At 61.4% G+C, this 21,486-nt stretch carries 17 protein-coding genes and 1 tRNA gene; 6 read left to right on the forward strand and 12 right to left on the reverse strand.

What is annotated here, in order from left to right; genetic code table 11:
• The first annotated feature begins 128 nt into the window (after positions 1 to 128).
• From KW836_RS06685 to KW836_RS06695, 3 genes are all read left to right on the forward strand, one after another.
• The gene (locus tag KW836_RS06685) at positions 129 to 1,229 is read left to right on the forward strand and encodes a chemotaxis protein (RefSeq protein ID WP_218342777.1); all 1,101 of its coding nucleotides are present in this window, start codon (positions 129 to 131) and stop codon (positions 1,227 to 1,229) included.
• A 13-nt stretch (positions 1,230 to 1,242) separates the two neighbouring features.
• The gene (locus KW836_RS06690) at positions 1,243 to 2,874 is read left to right on the forward strand and encodes a hypothetical protein (protein WP_218342778.1); all 1,632 of its coding nucleotides are present in this window, start codon (positions 1,243 to 1,245) and stop codon (positions 2,872 to 2,874) included.
• A gap of 285 nt (positions 2,875 to 3,159) precedes the next feature.
• Complete coding sequence (locus KW836_RS06695) at positions 3,160 to 4,029, forward strand: hypothetical protein (RefSeq protein ID WP_218342779.1); 870 nt, start codon at positions 3,160 to 3,162, stop codon at positions 4,027 to 4,029.
• A gap of 114 nt (positions 4,030 to 4,143) precedes the next feature.
• Here the strand turns inward: KW836_RS06695 and KW836_RS06700 are convergent.
• Together KW836_RS06700 and KW836_RS06705 are read right to left on the reverse strand one after the other, a co-directional pair.
• A tRNA-Leu gene (locus KW836_RS06700) sits at positions 4,144 to 4,228 on the reverse strand.
• Between the two features lie 155 nt (positions 4,229 to 4,383).
• A complete protein-coding gene (locus KW836_RS06705) occupies positions 4,384 to 5,775 on the reverse strand; it encodes a uracil-xanthine permease family protein (protein ID WP_105240768.1) in 1,392 nt (463 codons plus the stop codon).
• 208 nt (positions 5,776 to 5,983) lie between these two features.
• On the opposite strand from KW836_RS06705, the gene htpG reads away from it, so the two are divergent.
• The gene (gene htpG / locus KW836_RS06710; RefSeq protein WP_218342780.1) at positions 5,984 to 7,882 is read left to right on the forward strand and encodes a molecular chaperone HtpG; all 1,899 of its coding nucleotides are present in this window, start codon (positions 5,984 to 5,986) and stop codon (positions 7,880 to 7,882) included.
• A 335-nt stretch (positions 7,883 to 8,217) separates the two neighbouring features.
• On the forward strand, positions 8,218 to 9,417 hold the full coding sequence (locus KW836_RS06715) for an MFS transporter (protein ID WP_218342781.1): 1,200 nt from the start codon (positions 8,218 to 8,220) through the stop codon (positions 9,415 to 9,417).
• A 140-nt stretch (positions 9,418 to 9,557) separates the two neighbouring features.
• On the opposite strand, the gene KW836_RS06720 is transcribed toward KW836_RS06715, so the two are convergent.
• The 5 genes from KW836_RS06720 to KW836_RS06740 form a co-directional block, all read right to left on the reverse strand.
• Positions 9,558 to 10,313 (reverse strand): hypothetical protein, encoded by a 756-nt coding sequence (locus tag KW836_RS06720; RefSeq protein ID WP_218342782.1) that lies wholly within the window; start codon positions 10,311 to 10,313, stop codon positions 9,558 to 9,560.
• A gap of 353 nt (positions 10,314 to 10,666) precedes the next feature.
• On the reverse strand, positions 10,667 to 11,977 hold the full coding sequence (locus tag KW836_RS06725) for an MFS transporter (RefSeq protein WP_218342783.1): 1,311 nt from the start codon (positions 11,975 to 11,977) through the stop codon (positions 10,667 to 10,669).
• Positions 11,978 to 12,003: 26 nt separating this feature from the next.
• A complete protein-coding gene (gene dgoD, locus KW836_RS06730; protein WP_056559450.1) occupies positions 12,004 to 13,152 on the reverse strand; it encodes a galactonate dehydratase in 1,149 nt (382 codons plus the stop codon).
• Positions 13,149 to 13,802: a 2-dehydro-3-deoxy-6-phosphogalactonate aldolase gene (locus tag KW836_RS06735; protein WP_218342784.1), complete on the reverse strand. Its 654-nt coding sequence runs from the start codon at positions 13,800 to 13,802 to the stop codon at positions 13,149 to 13,151. Before KW836_RS06735 ends, dgoD begins: the two co-directional genes overlap by 4 nt.
• A 9-nt stretch (positions 13,803 to 13,811) precedes the next feature.
• Positions 13,812 to 14,819, reverse strand: coding sequence for a 2-dehydro-3-deoxygalactonokinase (locus KW836_RS06740; protein ID WP_218342785.1), 1,008 nt, complete (start codon positions 14,817 to 14,819; stop codon positions 13,812 to 13,814).
• A gap of 361 nt (positions 14,820 to 15,180) precedes the next feature.
• Here KW836_RS06740 and KW836_RS06745 point away from each other — a divergent pair, with 361 nt between their 5' ends.
• Entirely contained in the window at positions 15,181 to 16,002 is an 822-nt protein-coding gene (locus KW836_RS06745) for an IclR family transcriptional regulator (RefSeq protein ID WP_175122348.1), read from the forward strand.
• A gap of 3 nt (positions 16,003 to 16,005) precedes the next feature.
• Here the strand turns inward: KW836_RS06745 and KW836_RS06750 are convergent, their stop codons facing one another.
• The 5 genes from KW836_RS06750 to KW836_RS06770 form a co-directional block, all read right to left on the reverse strand.
• Positions 16,006 to 16,296, reverse strand: coding sequence for a PAAR domain-containing protein (locus KW836_RS06750; RefSeq protein ID WP_218342786.1), 291 nt, complete (start codon positions 16,294 to 16,296; stop codon positions 16,006 to 16,008).
• Positions 16,297 to 16,312: 16 nt separating this feature from the next.
• Positions 16,313 to 17,491 carry a type VI immunity family protein gene (locus KW836_RS06755; protein ID WP_218342787.1) on the reverse strand — a complete coding sequence of 393 codons (1,179 nt, stop codon included), beginning with the start codon at positions 17,489 to 17,491 and terminating at the stop codon, positions 16,313 to 16,315.
• Positions 17,488 to 18,816, reverse strand: coding sequence for a VRR-NUC domain-containing protein (locus tag KW836_RS06760; RefSeq protein WP_218342788.1), 1,329 nt, complete (start codon positions 18,814 to 18,816; stop codon positions 17,488 to 17,490). The genes KW836_RS06755 and KW836_RS06760 overlap by 4 nt, the downstream gene beginning before the upstream one ends.
• A gap of 90 nt (positions 18,817 to 18,906) precedes the next feature.
• Entirely contained in the window at positions 18,907 to 20,085 is a 1,179-nt protein-coding gene (locus KW836_RS06765; protein WP_218342789.1) for a type VI immunity family protein, read from the reverse strand.
• The gene (locus tag KW836_RS06770) at positions 20,082 to 21,482 is read right to left on the reverse strand and encodes a VRR-NUC domain-containing protein (RefSeq protein ID WP_218342790.1); all 1,401 of its coding nucleotides are present in this window, start codon (positions 21,480 to 21,482) and stop codon (positions 20,082 to 20,084) included. Before KW836_RS06770 ends, KW836_RS06765 begins: the two co-directional genes overlap by 4 nt.
• Positions 21,483 to 21,486 lie beyond the last annotated feature (4 nt).

Here is a 21,486-nt window from a genome sequence, read left to right on the forward strand (position 1 = left end):
TTATCTCGGGTGCGTGGGTTTTGAGCCTGCTTTATCCCGCTTCATCGCTTCTTGCTGGATCAGCCAGTTGGTAATAAGGCGCCGGCAACTCCACCGCATTTATTCACTCAGCAGAAAGGTCACACGCAATGCCCCTTCCCTTGATCATCGGTGCAGCGGCTCTGGTAGCTGCCAGTTATGGCGCAAAAAAAGGCTACGACGGTTATCAAAAGCACTCCGAAGCGGACGAGATTGTCAAGGACGCAACTGCGGCCTATGACAAGCGGCGAACCGTGTTCGATGCACAGGAGAAGAAAACTGAAACCGCATTGACGGAGCTGGGCAACCTGGAACTGCAAATCGGTGAAAGCTTTGGCGAGTTTAAAACCTTGGCTGATTCGCTGATCAAGGATTTGAACGCCAATTCCCAGGACAAGCTGGAAATCAAGTTTCCGAAGCGCGAACTTCAAAAGATCGAAAACTACACCTATTCCGCCATGGGGGTGCTGGGCAGCATTGCCGGGGCGGGCGCTGCTGGCGCGGCGGCGGGCTTTGCCGTATATGGCGGCGTCATGGCTCTGGGCGCCGCGTCCACCGGCACCGCCATTTCTGCGCTGGCCGGCGCCGCTGCCACCAATGCCACGCTGGCAGCCATTGGTGGTGGTTCGTTGGCAGCTGGCGGACTTGGGATGGCCGGCGGCACAGCCATCCTGGGCGCGGCCGTCGCCGCTCCCATCCTCGCCATCGCCGGCTGGGCCTACGACAACCACGGCGAAGAAGCGTTGAAAAACGCACGTAGAGCCGCCGAAGAAGCTCAAGCCGCCATCAGGAAACTCATTAAAGCCGAAGAGTTCCTAGGCGATACCGAAGATTATGCGCGCCGTATCAAGCGCAGCCTCTCGCGTATCTACCGAGAGTTCCACCGCTATTTCGACGATTTGAAAGACGTCAGCACGCTAGTCGATGACTTGAAAGGCCGTAACGTTGATGTCGCCGCGGAGTTGGACAAACTGGGTACATCGGTCATTCAAATTATTGAAAATGGTTATGCGCTTGCCGCCATTCTGACCAGAGTCATCACGACTCCGTTGTTCAAGCTGAAGGAAGTCGGCGGGGGCGTCGCAGTGGACGATAACGGTCTGCCGCAAATGGCCAAGGATAAGGATGGCTCCATGATCCTGAACGGCGACAAGCTCGACGACGTTCTCGATACCGCCAAACAAGACGCCGCGCGCTTTGCGCACAGCTGACACGGACCAGCACATGCAAACGATTGCAATTCAGTATCCGTGGGTGCAAGAGTTGGAGAAAACCGTCGTCCGAAGCTTGGCCACAAGCTTCGGTCTGGATTTTCTGCTGTTTGAGGACAAGACCGGCGGCAAGGTCGATACTGTTCAGAATGTCCGCAAGGGAGTCTGGGCGACCGAGGCGGAACAGAAGAAATTCGATGAGCGCGGTGGCTACTCAGCCGTTAAAGCGGCCTATCACAAGGATCCGGAGTTCATTCGCAAGGGAAAGGCCGACGCCGCGTTACAGCAGGACGGCCAGCTTCGAGACGGCTACACCTCGGCCACGATGTCGCCACAGAACGGTATTCGGGATCTGGATCACGTGATTGCGGCCAAGGCCGTCCATGATGACGCAGGGCGCGTGCTTGCCGGTCTTGACGGCATCGAGCTGGCCAACCATGAGTCCAACCTCGTTTCCACGCACCGAAGTATCAACCGGAGCAAGCAGGCATCTTCGGTCGATGATTTTTTGGCGGGCTTGCCCGAGAAAATCGTCCAGCAGAAGGCCGCGGTGCAAGCCGACCGAGATGCATTGGCTGCTTTGCCGCGCGATACGCCCCAGCAACGCCACCGTGCAGAAATGCAGGAAGCCAAGCTGAAAAAGTCGGAGACGCGGCTGGAAGCACTGGAGTCTGTCGACCCCGATGCCATGCGGGAAAAGGACGCGAAGGCTAGGAAACAGTACGACGGCACCGTCAACAAGAAGTACTACACCAGCAGCAAGTTCTGGGGTGCTACCGCCTTGGCCTCTGGCACTGCGGGCATCCAAATGGGCACGCGGCAGATGTTGGGCCTTGTGGCTGCCGAGATCTGGTTCGAATTGCGCTCGGCATTGCCAGCGATGATGGAAAAGCTGCGCGCCAACTTCGCATTAGGGACGTTCCTGCAAGAAGCTGAACTGCTCCTTAAGGGGATATGGACGCGGGTGCAGGAACGCTTCAAAGACTTCCTCATGGCCTTCAAGGACGGCGTCTTCGCAGGTGTTCTGGGCAGCGTAACGACCACGGCATTCAACATCCTGGCCACCACGGGCAAGAGCGCAATCAAGGTCATCCGCGAAATGTGGGGCCAGATGGTTTCGGCATTGAAGCTGCTGGCTTTCAATCCCGATGGCCTTTCCAGCGTTGACCTGACCAAGGCTGTGCTCGCCGCCTTGTCGGCTGGGGTGGCGACGGCAGTGGGCGGACTGATTTACGCCCAGCTGGTTCCAGTAATGACGTTTCCCTTTGGCAGCGAGCTGGCGGCCTTTGTCAGCGCTCTGACGACGGGGATTCTGACGATAGGCCTGCATCATGTCCTGCTGCATAGCCGGATGATGGAGCGCGTGTGGGCGTTGCTGGATCGCAGTAGCCATGCGCTGACCCTGCGGCAGTTCGAAGCGCTGAACGCACAGCTTGATGAATATCTGAGCGAGATCGAACGCGTCGAATTGAATATCGACGTGGACGAACTGGAAGACTTTTCGATTGACCTCAGCCAAGCCCAGAGCGAGTCTTCGCGTGGCGTGGTCATCGCAAGGGAAATTCAGCAACAGGGAATCTCCCTGCCTTATGAAATGGGTAATGCCGACAGTACGCGCAGTTGGCTCACGTCGTTGGCGAAGTGACGTCGACCTTCCCCTGTTCGCAATGCGGGCGGTGCTGCCAGTTGGTGGACCGCTCGCCCCAGACCCAGCATCTGGACCGGGGCGACGGCACGTGTCGCCATTTCATTGCCGATCGAAATGCTTGCGGCATCTATGACGATCGCCCAGACATTTGCCGTGTCGACCGCCAGTATGCGCTTCATTATGCTCAGCAAATGTCATGGAATGAATTTGTGGAACTGAATCAAGGCGTATGTACGGCGTTGCAACGTCAGGAGCTCCAGTCAATAAGGGTGACGGCAACCCATGAATAAAGCTGATTTCCTCACTCAATCAGCACCTTTTTCGAAATGGTTCGCCGATCTTATTACCGAAAAACTTCCGCTCGATTTTCGGCATGAGCAGGGCATAGACCGTAGTTTGCGTTCCGCGCTGGAGCGTTACAGGTGGCCTAATAAGCGGATTGACATCCCTACGCCTAGGGGGCTCCTCAGCATCGCCGCGCACGGCAGCTTTGCGGCCAATGCCGCAGTCCTGCTTCAGTTGGAAATTGGCCTGCGTCGGTGCCTGGACGCTGCCCAGGTGGACGAGACGGAACTTGCGAACTGGGCTGCTGCAATCATGCGTTGGGGCGGGGTGTACACCAAGCGTGGTAACGGGCCTTGGCTCGATAGCAAGCGTGCGAGCTTTTCGGCGTACTTGCGGCCCGTGCTGCGAGCGCTGTCGGACACTAGCGGGATAGCGCATTTGGGCATTGTCGATCTGCGCTCCAACGCGGGCACGACCAAAATACACTCCCTTGCACTTCCGCAGTTCGTCATCTACGACAGCCGTGTAGCTGGCGCGTTGGCGTGGTTGGTGCTGCGTTGGAGTCGCCACCAGAATGCCGCCGTCCCCGCGCACTTGCGTTTTGCCTGCATGCGGGCAAACACGACCAAGAGCAAGGTGAAGATGCGCTCTCCCGATGAAACCCTTTTTCCTTACTTCGCCGCGTCTGGCCCATTGCTGGCGCATCAGCGACACGCAACCTGGAACCTCCGGGCAAACTGGATCATCAGCGATGCGCTTACGCGGGCGAATGCAGTCGCCGGGCAGGAGAAATGGTCACCTCGGCAAGTCGAGGCGGCGTTGTTCATGATGGGTGCGGACTTAGCGCCCGCGATGCGCGACTGTTGACGGCGGCAGCGTTCTCTTAATGCCGGTCTGAATTTCGGCAAGCCATGTCGGGGCGTAGGAGGCGCCGCCGTGCGCTTAGCGAATCGTTGGCTATCGGCCTTAGTAGAAAGGCCATGGTGCCCGGGGCCGGAATCGAACCGGCACGCCTTGCGGCGGGGGATTTTGAGTCCCCTGCGTCTACCAATTTCACCACCCGGGCTAGGGGGTCGCGAGCGCGTCCAGGTGACGGCTGCGGGAGATGCGAAGACCGCGATTATATGCGGTCTTTTTCATCTTGTCAGGCGACGGCTAGGCGAGCCTGCCGTCCAAGGGGCAGGCTGGGGCTGCTAAACCCCGACCCCACCCCCACAAACCTCACTTCTTCTCAGGCAAGAACCAGTTCATCACCAGTGCGCAAATCCCGCCGGTGGCGACGCCCGATTCCAGCACACTCTTCACCGAGTGCGGCAGGTGCGACAGGATTTCCGGCACTTGCGACACGCCCAGGCCCAGCGCCAAAGAGACGGCGATGATGAGCAGCGCGCGGCGGTCCAGTTGGATGCCCGCCAGGATGTTGATCCCAGACGCGGCCACCGCGCCGAACATCACCATGGCTGCACCACCCAGAACGGGCTCCGGAACGGCTTGCAGGACACCGGCCACAACCGGGAACAGGCCCAACAGAATCAGCATCCCCGCAATCCACACGCCGACGTGGCGGCTGGCGATGCCGGTCAGCTGGATGACGCCATTGTTCTGCGCAAATACCGAGCTGGGAAACGTATTGAACACGCCAGCCAGCAGCGAGTTCGCGCCGTTGACCAGCACGCCGCCCTTGATGCGCTGCATCCAGAGCGGACCTTCAACCGGCTGCTTCGACACCTTGCTGGTGGCAGTGACGTCGCCAATCGCTTCCAGGGACGTGACCAGATAAATGATCAGCATCGGCACGAACAAGGCCCAAGAGAACCCCAGGCCAAAGTGGAGCGGCACCGGAACCTGGAAGACGGCGGCTTCGCGGGCGCCGGTGAAATCCAGACGGCCCATGTAGGCGGCGGCGATGTAGCCGACGGCCAGCGCCAGCACCAGCGCAGTGCTGCGAATCCACACCACCGGCACGCGGTTCAACAGGATGATGGTGCCCAGGACGAGGCCGGATAGGGTCAGGTTCTCGGCGCTGGCGAAGGTGCCGTTGGCCATCGCGCCGAAGCCGCCGCCCATGCTGATGAGGCCCACCTTGATGAGCGTCAGGCCGATCAGCAGCACGACGATGCCGGTGACGAGCGGGGTGATGAGGCGTTTGACGAAGGGCAGGATGCGGCTGATGCCCATCTCGACAAAGGACCCGGCGATGACGACGCCGAAGATGGCGGCCATGACGGCTTCGACCGGCGTGCCTTGCTTGACCATGACTGAGCCGCCGGCGATCAGCGGGCCGACGAAGTTGAAGCTCGTGCCCTGCACGATGAGCAGACCCGCGCCGAGCGGCCCGAAGCGCTTGCACTGCACGTAGGTGGCGATGCCGGAGATCACCAGCGACATAGAGACGATGAGGGTGGTGTCGCGGCTGCTGACGCCCAGGGCCTGGCAGATGAGCAGGCCGGGGGTGACGATGGGGACCAGGATGGCCAGCAGGTGCTGCAGGGCGGCGACGAAGGCGACGGGAGGCGCGGGGCGGTCGTCGGGGCCGTAGACCAGGTCGTGGCTGGTGTCGGCGTCATCGGACGTGCCGTGGGGGGCGGGTTGGGTCAGGGAGGCGGGTTGCATGGCGGGAGGGCCGGCCGGGGAGGGGTAGGTGAGAAAAGTGCGGGATTTTACCGGGGACAGCCGCCTGTCAGGTTGCTTCTCCGCCACCCTGGTCTTGAAAAGTTCCCATTGGCCCCCACATCAGTAGGGTTTCCGGGCGGCCGCGCGGGCGCATCGCCCCAGCCGCCGGATATTTGTCCCTAATTTATTTTCCGAGCCACGTAGAACCATGAGCCAAACCGCCACGAATTCCGCGTCCGAAACCCTGGGGTTCCAGGCCGAGGTGAAGCAACTGCTTCATCTGATGATCCATTCGCTGTACAGCAACAAGGAAATCTTCCTGCGCGAGCTGGTGTCGAACGCGTCGGACGCCTGCGACAAGCTGCGCTTCGAAGCCATCGACCAGCCGGAATTGCTGGAAGGCAACGGCGAACTGGCCATCACGGTCAGCTACGACAAGGCCGCCCGCACCATCACGATCTCCGACAACGGCATCGGCCTGTCGCGCGAAGAAGCGGTGGCCAACCTGGGCACGATCGCCCGCTCGGGCACGCGCGAGTTTTTCTCGCAGCTGACCGGCGACAAGCAGAAGGACGCGCAGCTCATCGGCCAGTTCGGCGTGGGCTTTTATTCGTCGTTCATCGTGGCTGACAAGGTGACGGTGGTCAGCCGCCGCGCCGGTTCCTCGGACGCGATCCAGTGGGAATCCGACGGCCAGGGCGAATTCACGATTGCCGCCGCTGAAAAGGCCAGCCGCGGCACGGACGTGACGCTGCACCTGCGCGCCGACGAAGACGAACTCCTGAACGGCTGGAAACTGCGCGAGATTCTGCGCCGCTACTCCGACCACATCTCGTTGCCGATCCGCATGGCCAAGGAAGAGTGGGATCAGGAAAAGGGCGAGCAGGTCAAGACCGACGAACTGGAAACGGTGAACCAGGCGAACGCGCTGTGGGCCCGCAACAAGTCCGAAGTGACGGAAGAGCAGTACCGCGAGTTCTACAAGACGGTCTCGCACGACTACGACGATCCGCTGGCCTGGACGCACAACCGCGTCGAAGGCCGCAGCGAGTACACACAGCTGCTGTACGTGCCCAAGCATGCGCCCATGGACATGTGGGACCGCGACGGCCGTCATGGCGTGAAGCTGTACGTGAAGCGTGTCTTCATCATGGACGACGCCGATCAGCTTCTGCCGTCGTACCTGCGCTTTGTGCGCGGCGTGATCGATTCGGCGGACCTGCCGCTGAATGTGTCGCGCGAAATCCTGCAGGAAAGCCGCGACGTGCGCGCCATTCGCGAGGGTTCGGCCAAGCGCATCCTGTCGCTGCTGGAAGACCTGGCCGAGAACAAGCCGGAAGACTACGCGACGTTCTGGTCGGAGTTTGGCCAGGTGCTGAAGGAAGGCGCGGGCGAGGACTCGGCCAATCTTGAGCGCATCGCCAAGCTGATGCGTTTTGCGTCGACGAATTCCGGTGATCAGGCGCAGACGGTGTCGTTTGCCGACTACGTGTCGCGCATGAAGGAAGGCCAGGACAAGATCTACTACGTTACGGCGGACACCTTCGCCGCGGCCAGCAACAGCCCGCATCTGGAAATCTTCCGCAAGAAGGGCATCGAAGTCCTGCTGCTGTCGGATCGCGTTGACGAGTGGATGCTGTCGTACCTGCGCGAATTCGACGGCAAGTCGCTGGTGTCGGTGGCCAAGGGTGGCCTCGATCTGGCGGAACTGGCCGACGAGGAAGAAAAGAAGCACCAGGCCGAAGTGGCCGAGGACTTCAAACCGCTGGTCGAGCGCCTGCAGAAGACGCTGGAAGAGCAGGTCAAGGAAGTGCGCGTGACGCTGCGCCTGGTGGATTCGCCGGCGTGCGTGGTGGTGGGCCAGAATGAACTCAGCCCGCACCTGTTGCGTATGCTGAAGGCCGCCGGCCAGGAAGCGCCGAACGTGAAGCCGGTGCTGGAGATCAATCCCGAGCATCCGCTGCTGGCGCGTATTCGTGCGGCTGATGATGGCGAGTTCGATCAGTGGGCGCGTCTGCTGCTGGATCAAGCGCTGCTGGCCGAGGGCGCGCAGATTGCGGATCCGGCGGCGTTCGTGAAGCGGTTGAATGCGCTGCTGCTGAAGTAAGCGGCGGTTGGTGCGAAGAGGGGCGTCCGGAAGGACGCCCTTTTTTCGTGGGCCATCGGATTACCGAGCGGTAATTTATCCCGGCAAATGATGGGTCGAGGGCCGAATTGTTACCGCTCGGTAACTTGGGACTTCAAACTTGAAGACCTGTCCTGGCGAGGGTACTTTCCCCACGGATTAATGACCTGAAGTCAAAAGTGTTTGCCCGCTAGACGCCTTTTTCTGCAAGTATCCGGCCGTCATACTGCACGCCTGTCTATCCGATGCGCCGGCCATTTCTGGCCGGGCGCGCCCCAGGAACATCCCGTCGGCGCCGTCGAACCCAAGGAACTTGCATGAATCCCCAAGAAACCCAGCCGGTGAAGGCCGGCCCGCCGTTGTTGGCGCTTGCCGTCGGTGCGTTTGGCATCGGCGTGACCGAGTTTTCTCCCATGGGCCTGTTGCCCGTCATCGCCGAGGGGGTGAATGTATCCATCCCCAGCGCGGGCATGCTGGTCAGCGCCTACGCGATCGGCGTCATGATCGGCGCGCCGCTGATGACGCTGGCGTTCTCGCGCTGGTCGCGGCGCAAGGCGCTGATTCTGCTGATGGCGATCTTCACCATCGGCAATATCCTGTCGGCGCTGTCGCCCAACTACACGACGCTGCTGCTGGCCCGCCTGGTGACCAGCCTGAACCACGGCGCGTTCTTTGGCCTGGGCTCGCTCGTGGCTGCCAGCGTGGTGCCGCGCCATAAGCAGGCCAGCGCGGTGGCGACGATGTTCATGGGGCTGACCATCGCCAACGTGGGCGGCGTGCCGGCCGCGACGTGGCTGGGTCAGACGATCGGCTGGCGGATGTCGTTCTTCGCGACGGCGGTGCTGGGCCTGATTGCGATGCTGTCGCTGTGGTTCGCCCTGCCGGCGGGCGAGGCGGGCCGGCGTCCCAACGTGCGCCATGAACTGGCCGTGCTGCGCAGCCCTGCGGTGCTGCTGGCACTGCTGACCACGGTCCTGGGCGCAGGCGCGATGTTCACGCTGTACACGTACATCGCCCCGACGCTGGCCGAGATTACCGGCGCGTCCCCGGCGTTCGTGACGGGCATGCTGGTGCTGATCGGTCTGGGCTTCACATTGGGCAACGGCGTGGGTGGACGCATGGCCGACCGCTCGCTCGATGGCACGCTGATCTTCTTCCTGGTGCTGGTCATCGTGGACCTGCTGGCGTTCCCGTGGCTGGCGTCCACGCCGGTCGGCGCGGCTGTGGCGCTGCTGATCTTCGGCGTCGCGACGTTCGCGGTGGTGCCGCCCCTGCAGATGGGCGTGATGCGCGCCGCGACCGATGCGCCGGGACTGGCATCGTCGATGAACGTGGGCGCGTTCAACCTGGGCAATGCGGTGGGCGCGGCGGCCGGGGGCGCGGTGATCTCGGCGGGCTTGGGTTACGCGGCGGTGCCGATCGCCGGCGCGGTGATCGCAACGGCGGGACTGGCGCTGGTGCTGGTGCAGCGCGCCGGGAACGTGCGGCGGCGTAAGGTGGCGATGCAGGGCTGCTGAGGCTCGGCGCATTCCTAGCCAGAATGAACGAGGTCGAGCGGTTGATCGCTTGCGTGAACACAACGCGCTGCGGATTGCCCTCGCCGCAGTCGTTGGATCGGACTGTAGAACCGATGAGGCGGCCACACGGGGAATATCTTTTAGCGAACGTCGTACATTGTTCCTAAGACGTTCCAGGGGCCATTTGCTACTCGAAAGTAGAGAATAGGGCTCGGGCAAGGCCTGTCCGGAATGAAGACTTGAAGTTTGGTTTGATCGGTGCGTTCAACAATAGACCCGTGGCAAGATTTAAGGTTTGCAGTTTCGATCAGTTCAAATGCACTAAAAAACTCACCATCAGGGTAGAGCTCAATCCACGAGCCTTTTCGGACCTGGGTCCAGGTCCTCTTTCCTGCCATCGTTCCAAACGCATAATCGAACGCAAAGCTAAGGGGAGTCTCCCCCGCTATGGTTGGATCCAGAGTGGCGACCGTTTTCGGACGAAGGTTTGTAGGAAGTGCGCTTATTGGAAGTTCTTTCCCTGTTGGTAGCTTGACAGGACAGATCCACTGGGAAGGTCCTCCGTCAGGCACAAGGACCGGTTTCAAGAGCAGGATCAGGACAAGCACGCCTAGTGAGCCGCCAGCTCTGACTGTCATCTGATTGGGCAGATTGCTCTTGACGGCCAGATAACCGGTCAACTGAGATGCGACCATCGCTGCGCTGAGGGCCAAACCTAAAGTCAAGAACCATCCCTGGTCCCGGTTGATGCACTCCTTCGAGGTCACCACGGCAATGATCGCTGCGACACCAAAAAGTCCAAGGTAGAAATACTCTCGGCGCACAATATTGCCAGGCGGGACATATGTCGCGGCAGCTTCGGCGTGACGGTCATAACCTCTACGACGTTCTGGCATGTGGACACCATCGAGATATTTTCACTCGGACTGTGCGCTGGATGTGCATAAAAGACTCCAGCGCCGTTCAGACCCGAAGCCACTGAAGATTGTCTCCCGTTATAAATTCACAAATAATGGTCAACTATCCCTAATTCGAGGTATTTACTTGCCGCAATCAGGACACCGAAGTCCCCCTTGCGGCTGGTTGGGCAGAGGGAAGAACTGTTCTGGCGGGCGGGGCTTGCTACATGGAATCGGCCTTGGCCTGACGCCGCGATTGCTCCGACTAAACAAAAAAAGGGCGTCTTTCCAGACGCCCTTTTTGTTAAGACTATTCGCGATGTTGCGAGGTGCACCGCGCAGTGCAGTCCTCAAGCCTCGATCCGCTCCACCTTCCCAACCAGCAAGATATACGACAGCGCACCCAGCAACGCCAGCGACGATACATACACGATCGCCGGCGCAAAGCTGTCCTTGGACACCAGCAAGCCGATGACGATGGGCGTGCAGATCGACGACAGGTTGCCGACGAAGTTGAACACGCCGCCGGTCAGGCCCAACAAGCGCACAGGCGCCAACGTCGAGACCAGTGACCACGTGATCGACGCCAGACCGTTCCCAAAGAACGCCAAGGCCAGGAAGAAGATGACCCACGGCGTGGAGTCCGTGAAGTTCGCGCCGATCATGGACGTGGAGATCAACAGGCCCAGGATGATGGGCAGCTTGCGCGCCATGCCGACGGTGGCGCCGCGCCGGATCAGGAAGTCGGACAGCACGCCCGAGCACAGCACGCCGATGAAGGCCGCCAGGAACGGCACCGAGGCCAGGAAGCCTGACTTGATGAAGTCCATGCCGCGGTACTTGACCAGATATGTGGGAAACCAGGTCAGGAAGAACCACAGCGTGGAGGTCAGGCAGAACTGGCCGAGGTACACGCCCCACAGCTTACGCTTGCTCATGACCAGGCCCAGGTCGTTCCAGTTGAGCGGGGCCTTCTTTTCACGCACGCGCGTGTCCAGGTCGACGACGCCGCCGCCTTTCTGGATCAGCTCGATTTCCGCTGCGTTGGCGCCCTTGAACTGGCGCGGTTCGCGGTAGATCATGAACCACAGCACGCCCCAGATGATGCCCAGGAGACCGGTGCTGACGAACACCATGTGCCAGCCGTAATGATGCTGCAGCCAGGCCAGCACCGGCGTCAGGAACGCCAGGCCGACGAACTGGCCCGACGTGTAGAAGCCGATGGCGGTGGCGCGTTCGCGTTCGGGGAACCACGTGGTGACGACGCGGTTGTTGATGGGATAGGCCGGAGCTTCCAACGCGCCCACGGCCAGGCGCAGGACGAACAGGATGACGAAGCTGCCGGCAAAGCCCATGAAGAACGTGGCCGCGGACCACAGGATCAGCGCGGCGGCATACAGCACGCGGGGGGACACGCGGTCCACCAGCCAGCCGCCGGGAATCTGCATGGCGGCGTAGGTCCAGCCGAAGGCCGACAGGATCAGGCCTTCATGCCAGGTGTCCAGGCCGAACTCGTCCTTCAGGGCGGGGGCGGCGATGGACAGGTTGCTGCGGTCCAGGTAGTTGATGACGACGGTGATGAACAGCATCACCATGATGATGTAGCGGCTGCGGGTCGGGCGCTGAGCGCCTTGCAGGCCGGCTTGGGCGGCGGTGGACAATGGAGTCTCCTCTCTCTTTTATCGGCTTACCACTCGGCGAAGCTGCCGTCGGCGTGACGCCAGATGGGGTTGCGCCAGCGGTGGCCCACTGCGGCCCGTTCCTTGACGTATTCCTCGTTCACTTCGATGCCCAGGCCCGGCCCTTGCGGGATCGCGACCATGCCGTCCTCGTACGCGAAGACCTCGCGGTTGCTGACGTAGTCGAGCAGGTCGTTGGCGGCGTTGTAGTGGATGCCCAGGCTCTGCTCCTGGATGAACGCGTTGTAGCAGCCGGCGTCGATCTGCAGGCAGGTGGCCAGCGCGATGGGGCCGAGCGGGCAGTGCAGCGCCAGCGCGACGTCATAGGCTTCGGCCATCGCGGCGATCTTGCGCGTTTCGGTGATGCCGCCTGCGTGCGACGGGTCGGGCTGGATGATGTCGACGTAGCCTTCGGACAGCACGCGCTTGAAGTCCCAGCGCGAGAACAGGCGCTCGCCCAGCGCGATGGGCGTGGACGTCAGCGGCGCCAGTTCCTTCAGCGCTTCGTAGTGTTCGCTCAGCACGGGCTCTTCGATGAACATGAGCTTGAACGGATCAAGTTCCTTCATCAGCACCTTGGCCATGGGCTTGTGGACGCGGCCGTGGAAGTCCACGCCGATGCCCACGTTCGGGCCAACGGCGTCGCGCACGGCGGCCACGTTCTCCAGGCACTTCTCAACCTTGTCGAACGAGTCGATGTATTGCAGCTCTTCGGTGCCGTTCATCTTGACGGCGGTGAAGCCACGCTCGACGGCGCTCTTGGCGGCCGCGGCGGTGTCGGCGGGACGGTCGCCGCCGATCCACGAGTACACGCGGATGCGGTCGCGCACGTTGCCGCCCAGAAGTTGCGACACGGGCACGCCAAGGTGCTTGCCCTTGATGTCCCACAGCGCCTGGTCGATACCGGCCAGCGCGCTCATGTGGATGGCGCCGCCGCGGTAGAAGCCGCCGCGGTACAGGACCGTCCAATGGTCTTCGATGTTGCGCGGATCCTTGCCGATCAGGTAATCGGACAGTTCTTCGACGGCGGCAGCAACCGAGTGCGCGCGGCCTTCGACGACGGGTTCACCCCAGCCGACGATGCCTTCGTCCGTTTCAATCTTCAGGAAGCACCACCGGGGCGGCACGATGTAGGTGGTGAGCTTGGTGATCTTCATGCTTGTGTCTCCTGGGCAGGATAGGCGCGTTGCCAGGCCGCGACGAAAGCGCGCGCGTTCTGGCCGGTTGCTTCGGCCGTCAGGCCGGGTTTGTACAAGGCGGAGCCCAGGCCGAAGCCGCTGGCGCCCGCCTGGGCGTAATTCGATAGGTTGTCGGGCGTGATGCCGCCCACGGGAACCAGCGCGATCGGCGGGCGCATCACCGCGCGCCAGGCCTTGAGCACGGCCGGGCCGAGCTGCTCGGCCGGGAACATCTTCAGCACGTCGGCGCCGGCAGCCAGTGCCGCAAAGGCCTCGGTGGGCGTGGCGACGCCGGGGCAGGACGCCATGCCCAGCTTCTTGGCTTGGCGGATGACGGCCGGATCGCTGTGCGGCATGACGATGAGTTCGCCGCCGGCCTGCTGGATGCGCGCGCAGTCGTCGGGGTTGAGGACCGTGCCGGCGCCGATGAGGCAGTCGGTGGGCAGCGCGGCGCGCATGGCGCGGATGCTGTCCAGCGGATCCGGCGAATTCAGCGGCACTTCGATCAGGCGGAAGCCCGCGTCGTACAGCGCTTGCCCGACGGGTTCGGCTTCGGCGGGCGTGATGCCGCGCAGGATGGCGATCAGGCCGCAGTGGGCCATGGCGGTTTGCAGACCGGGATGGTTCATCGAAGGTTCCTAGGCGGGGATCGGGGTGGAGGGGGACACAAGCCCGGCGCAGATGGCCAGGTGCCACAGACCGCGCTCGGTGGCGTTCTGCGCCTGCTCGGGCGCGCCCAGGCCGTAATGCTGCATGGCCAGGAGGTAGCGCTTGCACAGCGCGGGCTCGCCGCACAGCACGATGTGGGGCAGTTCGCCCTGCTGGCGCAGCATCTCGGCCAGCGCGGCGACTTCATGGCCGATCAAGAGGCCTGACAGATAGTCGGCCTGCGACTCAGGCGCGAGTTCGCCGGTCAGGCCCAGCGCGCGCGTGCTGAAGATGGTGGACATCACGCCCGCCCGGCCGGCAGGCGCGCCTGCAACTTTCACGCCGCGCTCGAAGGCGGCCATGTCGGCGTTGGGGGCGTCGGCCATCGTGCGGCCCAGAATGGTGTGGCCGCGCAGCGCCGCGTAGACCTCGCCGGTCATGAAGGTGTCGAAGTGCGTGACGCGGCCACGGCGTGCGTTGACCCATTTGGAGTGCGTGCCGGGCAGTCCGATGAGCACGCTGTCGGCATTGGCTCTGGCCTCGTCGGCCATCACGCCGAAGACCTGCGTCTCTTCGCCACGCATCACGTTGGGCAGGCCGTGGCGCTGGATGAGGCCGGGCACGATGTGCACGGGCGTGCCGCCGGGGCGTTCCACCACGGTCAGCAAGGTGCCGATGCGCTCCAGGTCGACGGGCACGTCCAGGTAGGCGGCTTCCTTCCAGCCCTGCGCGCTGCCGACCATGCCGCAGGCAATGACGGGCAGGGAGGGCTCGGCGCGCAGCCAGTCGCCGCATGCCTGATCAAAAGCCAGTTCAAAGCCGGACAGTGTGGTGGTGGCGGCGCCGTCCTGCAGCGGTTGCGGCAGGCGCATGATGCCCCAGGGCAGATGGCGCGTATCGAGCGTACGGCCCGTGGCATCCAGGCGATAGGCGCGAAGTGAAGAGGTTCCCCAATCCAGCGCGATGAGAGCCGCACGGGCGGGCGATCCGGTATTCATCAGAGTCTGTCTCGTCTCTGGCCGCGCATCCGGCTGCCGTCGTTGCGCCGTCATGCGCGCGGGACTGGGCGGAGTGGTCGCGGACCTTGTTGTCTGAAATCTTGCCGTGCGCGCGCGGGAGGCGCGCGGTGCACGATGGCAAAAATTCTAGTTCAGCGCTTGAAAAATCTCAAAATATAGAATTAAATCCCACATACAGGGAATTTGGTGTGCGTTTCGATTAGGCTTTCAGTTGAGCCTTCGAAGTGTTTTGTTCGCTCGGCGAAGCGCCGTGCATATCCCTATCACCGACGCATCCGTGCCGCGGCGCCCGGTATGCTTGCCGATCTTTCCCATCGCGCCGCAACTTTGCCTTTGCCACATGACCGCCATCACACTGCCCCCCGAGCAACCTGCCACGCTTGACCCCGATGCCGCCGCGCCCGCCGGCACGCAGACGCTGATGCGCGGTCTTGCCGTGGTGCAGGCGGTGGCCGATGGCGCACGCGATCTGAAGGAAATCTGCGCGCGTATCGGCGTGGCGCGCAGCACGACGCACCGGCTTGCAAGCTGTCTGGTGCAAGAGCGCTACCTGCGCGCACTGCCGGGCGTGGGCTACGTGCTGGGTCCCAAGCTGATCGAGCTGGGCTTTCAGGCGCGCGAGGCGTTTCCGCTGGCGACGCTGGCGCGGCCCTATCTGGACAGCCTGGCCGACATGACCGGCGACACGATCCACCTGGCCGTGCGCGACAACAACGACGTGCTGTACCTGGAGAAGATTCCGGGCAAAAAGGGATTGGAAATGCGATCGCGGGTCGGCCATCGGATGCCGCTCGCCGCGACCGGCGTGGGCAAGGCATTGCTGCTGGACGCGGATGAGCCGCAGTGGAAGGCGCTGCATCGCGTCGGCGCACCGGTGTCGTCGCGCGCGCCCGGCGGACAGCAGGGATGGGAGGCGTTCCGTGATCGCATGCGCGATTACGCGTCGCAGGGTTATGCGTTCGACCTGGAAGACAACGAGCCTTCGATCCGCTGCGTGGCAGCGCCCGTGCGCGACGCCTCCAGCGGCATCGTCGCCGCCATCAGTGTGTCGAGCACCGTGCCTTATATGTCGCTGGAGCGCATGCGCGAGATGGTGCCGGTGGTGCAGGGCGCGGCTGCGGGGATTTCGGCCGAGATGGGATGGAAGGTTGAGCGGGGCTGAGGGCTACTCAGGCAGATGATCCCGGACCGCGTGGCCATCGACGCGCGCTTTTGAGCCACTGGCGATCAGTCGGGCGCCACACGCTGTCTGCATGCCGTGCAGCGCCACCGGGATGCCATTGACCTTGTACGTCGGGCTGCCCTCGACGATGGGAAAGACGCCCTCGCATTTTGGGCATGAAACCTGATGGCCGACGCCGGCCATGGGTCTGCCATTGAGGTTGGTGTGCGGGAAACCCTCGAGCACCAATCCAGCGTGGTCTGTGGTGTCGTCTTTGCGGATGATTTCTGGCATGTGGTTGTTGCCTCCGCTATAGCGCTTTGACCAGACGCCAGGTGACTATTTGGCCGTTCACTTCCGGCAAGAGATCGTTGTGCATGAAGGTCTGCCTGCCTTGAGAAGGAACTTCTTCGCAGATCCAGATGCCGGGCCATGGACAAGGTGTGCCTGAGGGCATACGGAGGAAGTGACGCTCCTCTGCTTTGACGTTGCCTGCCTCGTCGATTACGGCCTTGATTTCCTGCGGCGTATCGAAGCGGCGCAGCCAGAGGTTGCTGGTCAGCGGATTGAAGCGAACCTCGCCGGCGATGGAGCCGTAGTGGAGTGATCCGATGTCCTGCACGCGCAATGAGCGGATGGCGTTGTTGACCTTTACGTAGAGTTCGGGGGTCGGGTCTGTCTCGGCTTTGCCGAGTGCTGGCCAATCACCGGCGCGGATGGCGGTGCCCCATTCGTAGGGGAGAAGGGCGATGCGTTCGTCGTTGAGCTTGGTCTTCAGTTCTTCCGGCGTGCCCAACGTGGCAATCCAGTGGTGGGCGAGGAAGGTGTACCAGTTGAGATTGGAATAGCCGTCGCGCCATGCTTCGTTTCCCGTGGGGGTGCAGAGGTCAACGCCTCTGTACGCCCAGGCTGTTTCGTACTCGATGGTCTGGTAGTCCCCCCAGTTGTGGCATTCCTGAATACCTAGTCCGGCAGCGCCGTGGAGTGGGCGGAGCAACGAGCAGAATTTCAGCAAGAAGCCCTCAAACCGGGCTTTCCCGTCACCATGGATTTCTTCCACAGGCAGGTAGAACCGGACAGTGGTAAATGTTTTGTGAATCTGTTCGAACCAGCCTTCTGGAGAAAAGACGCCAAACATGTAATCACTGGCATGCCCCAGACTTAGTTGAGACATGCACTTGAACTCGACGGCGTTCATTGGGGAGGTCTTCAAAACGTAGTCCCGATAGGCGTCAAAGTTCATCTTGGAGAAGGGGCGAATTATCATCCGCTTGTCTTCTCTGTATCCCCCCTTCAACTTATCGCCATAGAGGTCGTGGTAAAGGGAGAAAGCGTCCGCAATGCCTTTGCGACGAACTGGGATATACGCGTCGATAAGATGAAAGACCGCAACAATTCCCACCTGCTGCACTGGAAGGGTTTTGTCGTCTTCATCCATGAAGGTGAAGAACCAGCGATCGGCGTCGAACGCGCTAAAGAAATCGGTCATTGTTTTGTCTCCGGGGCATCGGGCCAGAACAGATACAGTTGCTCCGTGCGCGGTTGATGACGTTGGCTGGCCTCCCACACTTGGTAGGCCTTCCATTGGCGTTGAAGTTCAGGAGACAGTACAGGCTCGGAGCTCCCGTCATCCGACTTCGCATAGGCCACTGTCGCTCCTGCCGTTCCCGTCCCGCCTGTGAAACGCGCCCAGGAAAGAAGGCGGCCGTAATGCACGACTCGAGGTCCGGCGCGCGCCGCCAAGGTTGTTCCGGATACTGCGGCGCTGCCTCCAGCAACGGTGGCCATGCCAGCGCCGATGCCCGTGGCGCCTACGATGACGAACGGTCCCACAAGCGACATTTCAATCTGTCCGCGAGCCCGTGCCGCCTGTGCGGCGGCCTCTCGCATGCCTGGACTGGCGCTTATAACAGGGGTTCCAGGCGGAGGCGGCCTGAATTCAAGAACCTGCCGGGCCGCCTGATGCTCGGCGTCAATCAGGCCAACGACCAAACCGTGCGGATCGGCCGAAGCTCGCAGGGGAAGGGACATGACCTGCGATACAGGTTTGTAGACGGGTTCTTGCTGCGCAGCGGTCATCCACTCGCGACGCTGACGCCTGTCCGCTCTGTCACAACGGCCATTGTTCAGCAATCGAAACTTGAGTCTGTCGCCCACGATTCTCTCGTAGGCCTTCTGCTGTCTATCCGAAAGCGGGTCGCCGCCGAACTTCATTTCAATTACGCTGGTGAGATTAGGTTGGCTGTATTGCGGCGCTCCCCCCATCGTGTGATCGGTGACTCTCACAACATCGGGAATTCGCAAGTTCCCCAAATTCTCCGACTCGACATCCTGCCAAATCCCTTTTTCGACGTTTGAAGGTGAAGGCACCGGAACCATCTCCTCCAACTCATGCAGACTCAACAGGTCCACCACCACCTCAACACTGCTGTACTGAGGAAACTGCCGGCTGCTGATCCGCTTGTATTGAGACAACGGAAAAGAACTCGGCCGATGCGGATGTTTCCTGCTCATGATCGGCGCCGGCGGCGTCTTCGTCATGTCGTAGCCGACTTCGGCGCAGTAAGGCCAGCGATACTCAAAGAGCTCGTTATCCGCCCGGATCATCAGTGCCACCGTGCGTTGATACATGGGCGCTTCGTCGCTGGCACGCCGATACGGATTGGCGCTGGCATAGCGCGCCTTTTCGCACAGGTACCAAAGGTCAAGCGGGTTGGTCACGGGCAGCACCTGACCTGATGCGTCAGGTTTGGTCGAGCCTCGGGTGCTGCCCCCGGGATTCTTCGGCCCGGTACGTACATGCTGGGTGGCCATGGTTAAGCCTTTCTCCTCGATGGGGTTGCGGGTGACTTGGGCAGCGCTATGCTTGTCGGTACGCTGACGCACAGACGAGAAGCTGACCCGCTACAACGCTTTGATCAGACGCCAGGTAACTACCTGCCCGTTCACTTCCGGCAAGAGATCGTTGTGCATGAAGGTCTGCCTGCCTTGAGAAGGATCCTCTTCGCAGATCCAGATGCCGGGCCATGGGCAGGGTGAGCCGGAGAGCATGCGCAGGAAGTGCCGTTCGTTTGTTTTGACGTTGCCTGCCTCGTCGATTACGGCCTTGATTTCCTGCGGCGTATCGAAGCGGCGCAGCCAGAGGTTGCTGGTCAGCGGATTGAAGCGAATCTCGCCGGCGATGGAGCCGTAGTGGAGTGATCCGATGTCTTGCACGCGCAATGAGCGGATGGCGTTGTTGACCTTTACGTAGAGTTCGGGAGTGGGGTCTGTCTCGGCTTTGCCTAGCGCGGGCCAATCACCAGCGCGGATGGCCGTGCCCCATTCGTAGGGGATAAGGGCGATGCGTTCGTCGTTGAGCTTGGTCTTCAGTTCTTCCGGCGTGCCCAACGTGGCAATCCAGTGGTGGGCGAGGAAGGTGTACCAGTTGAGATTCTGGTAGCCCTGGCGCAAGTTTTTCTCTCCGGTCGGTCCGCAGACGTCTACCCCTCGGTATGCCCAGGCCGTTTCGTGTTCAAGGGTCTGGTAGTCCTCCCAATCGTGGCATTCCTGAATCCCGAGTCCGGCCGCGCCATGAAGAGGACGAAGCAATGCACAGCACTGCAACAAGAAAGCCTCGAACCGTGCTTTCCCTTCTCCCGCAAGCTCTTCTACGGGCAAATACGCCCTTACCGTGGTGAGAGGTTTGTGAACTTGCTCATACCATCCGGCAGGAGAATAGACCCCAAACATATAGTCACTGACATGGCCGAGACTTAACTTGGACATACATTTGAACTCGACGACTCCCATGGGACTCGTGTCCACGATGTAGTCTCGATAGGCCTCAAAGTCCATTTTGGCGAAGGGCCGGACGATCATGCGCTTATCTTCGCGATAACCGCCCTTGAGTTTGTCGCCATAGATCTCGTAGTAGAGCGAGAATGCCTCCGCGATGCCTTTGCGGCGAACCGGTAGATAGGCGTCAACGAGATGGAAGATGGCAACGATGCCGACTTGTTGGACCAGTAGTGTGTTGTCGTCCTCATCCGCAAAGGTGAAGTACCAGCGTTCGGCATCGAACTCTTTGAAGAAATCGGTCATTTTTTTGTCTCCGGGGCGTCGGGCCAGAACAGATACAGCTGTTCCGTGCGCGGCTGGTATCTTTGGCTGGCTTCCCATTCCTGATAGGCCTGCCATTGGCGTTGAACTTCGGGAGTCAGTACTGGCGCGGAGCTTCCGTCTCCAGATCGTGCGTAGGCCATAGTGGCTCCAGCTGAACCAGTTCCTCCGATGAGACGGCCCCAGCCGACAAGGCGGCCGTAGTGAACCATTCTTGGGCCGGCGCTTGCAGTCAGCGTTGAACTGGGAATCGCTGCACTGCCTCCAGCAACCGTTCCCATGCCGGCGCTGATACCTGCCGCGCCTACAAGCAAGAACGGTGCGGCAAGCGATATTTCGATTTGCGCTCGCGCCTGATCGGCCCGCCGATTGGCCTCTCGAATGTCGGGGCCGGCGCTCATCACAGGGGTTCCCGGAGGCGGCGGACCGACTTCAAGGATGTGCCGTGCAGCTTGGTGTTCGGCATCAATCAGCCCAACGACCAACCTGTGAGGATCCGCCGAAGCTCTCAATGGGAGCGACATGACCTGTGATACGGGCTTGTAGACCGGTTCGTTTTGGGCAGCGGTCATCCATTCGCGACGCTGGCGCTTGTCGGCTCTGTTGCATCGATCCGTATGAAGCAAGCGGAACTTATCGCTGGTGCCAGCAATATCTCGGTATGCTCTTCTTTGGTCATCAGAGAGCGAGTCGTTCCCAAACTTCATTTCGATCACACCGGCCAGATTCGGCTGGCTGTATTGCGTCGCGCCTCCCATCGTGTGGTTGACGACCCGAACAACGTCGGGAATACGCATCGGGCTTGTCGGCGGTTTCTGAATATCCTGCCAAATTCCGTTTTCGACAGCTGGAGGTAACGGCACCGGAATTATTTGCTCTAGCTCCTCCAGCCCCAACAGGTCCACCACCACCTCAACACTGCTGTACTGAGGAAACTGCCGGCTGCTGATCCGCTTGTATTGAGACAGCGGAAAGGAACTCGGCCGATGCGGATGTTTCCTGCTCATGATCGGCGCCGGCGGCGTCTTCGTCATGTCGTAGCCGACTTCGGCGCAGTACGGCCAGCGATACTCAAAGAGCTCGTTATCCGCCCGGATCATCAGTGCCACCGTGCGTTGATACATGGGCGCTTCGTCGCTGGCACGCCGGTACGGATTAGCGCTGGCATAGCGCGCCTTCTCGCACAGGTACCAAAGGTCAAGCGGGTTGGTCACGGGCAGCACCTGGCCCGATGCGTCAGGTTTGGTCGAGCCTCGGGTGCTGCCCCCGGGATTCTTCGGCCCGGTACGTACATGCTGGGTGGGCATGGTTAAGCCTTTCTCCTTGATGGAGTTGTGGATGAGTTTGGCAGGGCTATGCTTGTCGGTACGCTGACGCACAGAC

It is taken from the genome of Achromobacter sp. ACM05, assembly GCF_019218915.1.
Taxonomy (GTDB): Bacteria; Pseudomonadota; Gammaproteobacteria; order Burkholderiales; family Burkholderiaceae_B; genus Achromobacter; species Achromobacter animicus.